We start from the raw sequence: 2293 nt of genomic DNA on the forward strand, positions 1-2293 counted from the left end.
CATTTAAATATGCCAGCAATGAAGAGCGGGAGATGGAATTCCAGTTGGGGGATAGCGTCAGGGGTACGCTGGCGATTAGGGCGGAAACGAATATTCAGGCGGGTTTTAAATATTATCTGGTAGAAGGGTATTTTAAAGCTGGTGCAGATATTGAAGCGGAAGGGTGTTTTGAACTGGATAAGCAGGATAACGGGTTATATCTGGTATTTTTTCATGAGGGGATTGTTGCCAGTTATTATGTGGAGTATGGGGTGGGGAAAGGTATAACTAAAAATAATTATGATTTTATCAATCAAAATAGCAAACTAGGTGATAAGAAACAAAAGAAATGGGAAATATATCCAAAACTACCGAAGGAAAAATCGACATATAAACTGAGGTTATCGCAATGAAAAAAGTGTTTTTGCTCTTTCTGGTCTTATTTTCATTATCAGCTTATGGGAAAAATATGATGGATAAAGTTAAATATATTACTTATTTAGAAACTAATCGGGCACGTTGCGTGCTTAAGGTAAATGGAATTTATACTTTAAGTAATCTCAATTCAATGACTGGTACTATATCGACCGGGTATAATGTTGCACCATTATTGCAAAATGGTAAAAACACTGTCCATATGGAAATGGCCCCGTTTAGTGATGCAGAAGAAGGGTATATTTATAAAGATAAGCAGGCGGAGTGCAAAGTCAGACTGGTAAGGATGACACCTTACCAGTCTGATGAAATCACGAATATTATTGCCAGTGTGGCAGATAAAAATGGTACGTTAGAGCCAACAAATACGAAATCCGTTAATTTTAATGCTAATACCGCGCAGTACAGCAAAATTACGGAAAATAACCTAAAAGATGAAGGTTTTTATTATGCGGAAAGGACAGTGACATTAAATGATCTGCCTGTCTGGGCCTGGACTATGGCGACCCCTCTGCCGGAGACAGCGGCAAGTACTGAACTGGTTAAGAAAGCCTATGAAGATATTTGGCAAATGTTGGAAAAACAGGATTTGTTGGCACTGAAAACAGCCTATCAGTTAACGTTGCATGAGGAGTCCCAGGCTAATGACAGTACTGAACAAATTCATTTTGATTCGTTGGATTTTAAACATTACTTTGATAAAGGCTATCAGGCAGTACCGATAGACTGGAGTAAATATAAGCTGGTGCGCTATATGGATGGTCGGTTATTCCGGTATGAGCTTAATAATAGTATAAAGTCACCGTTGCTAATTGAGGATAAGAATAATAGCGAAAATGGATTTATATATAATCCGATTTTTTCTTTAATCAATGGAAAAGTGGTGATTTCAAGATAACTATGATTTCTTTTAGATAACTCAGTATTAACCGTTTCTGGCAGTTAATACTGAGAAGTAAGGAAAAACTATGCTCTCAGTTAACATGAAAAGCGCCGTATGCGATTGTAAAATCCCGGACCCTTGCATTCACAAATTAACTTTAAAAATCGGAAAACGGGTTTTTATTTATAACCAGATTGAACCGATAGGGGATATTTGGGTGGTTGATGAAACCGACGGCATCCCTGTGATGATTTCCCTGGTGGGGAAACGGTGTATATCTGACAATCCACAATGCCCGAAAGCGATTTTTTATAGCCCGGATAATCCAGTGTTTCAGTTTCATGAATGGGCTAAAAACCCGATAAACGGCCCAGGCAGCGAGGATAAAATCCGTTTTTCCAGCCACACCTTACCGGAGGATCCGATAGAAAATGATCCGCTGGGCTTTATTGCATCGTCCCTGTTTCAGCCAGGAGAGCTGAGTCATTTGCCCCATACCGATTATATTCTTGAGCTGACACAATGTTACGGCCAGCCTTTTGTCATGCGTTCATTTCCATTGACGAACGGTAAGACGAAGGCATTGTTGTTGGGCACGGTCGATGCGCTTTATACGAAAATCCATGTTTTGCCGCAATATGAATGGACACTGGCGGTGACGATAGGGGCAGAGCAGGCGATACGGGAAAGAAGTGTAGAGGAAAGAAAAACCGAGGCGCTTGAGGACAGGAAAAAAACCAATCCGCAGGCGAAAAGGCCGGGTCAAAACTGGCATAAACGCACGGCCGGTTATGAATTAACGGACACGTTAACGATTGAAGGAAGCTTTGATTATACACTGGGCCCTTATTCCGGAAAATTAACTCATGAACTGAAAGAGGCGTTTAAAACAAAGCGCAAAAAACTGGGGTTAGTGAATAAAGGTTTTCAGGCAGTTGATATGCTGCAAACACTGTTTTCTCGTGAAGGCAGCCAGGAAATAAGACTGCTGGATAT

Annotated in this window: 1 protein-coding gene and 2 pseudogenes; all 3 read left to right on the forward strand. The window is 40.5% G+C overall.

The features are described from left to right. Positions 1 to 392, forward strand: a pseudogene (locus C5471_RS23010) (hypothetical protein); the annotation flags it as partial. A gap of 56 nt (positions 393 to 448) precedes the next feature. After that, positions 449 to 1312: a hypothetical protein gene (locus C5471_RS23015; RefSeq protein ID WP_242688839.1), complete on the forward strand. Its 864-nt coding sequence runs from the start codon at positions 449 to 451 to the stop codon at positions 1310 to 1312. A gap of 202 nt (positions 1313 to 1514) precedes the next feature. Then, positions 1515 to 2293 (forward strand): annotated as a pseudogene (locus C5471_RS23020) (hypothetical protein); the annotation flags it as partial.

This window comes from Photorhabdus tasmaniensis (assembly GCF_011189505.1).
Lineage (GTDB): Bacteria > Pseudomonadota > Gammaproteobacteria > Enterobacterales > Enterobacteriaceae > Photorhabdus > Photorhabdus tasmaniensis.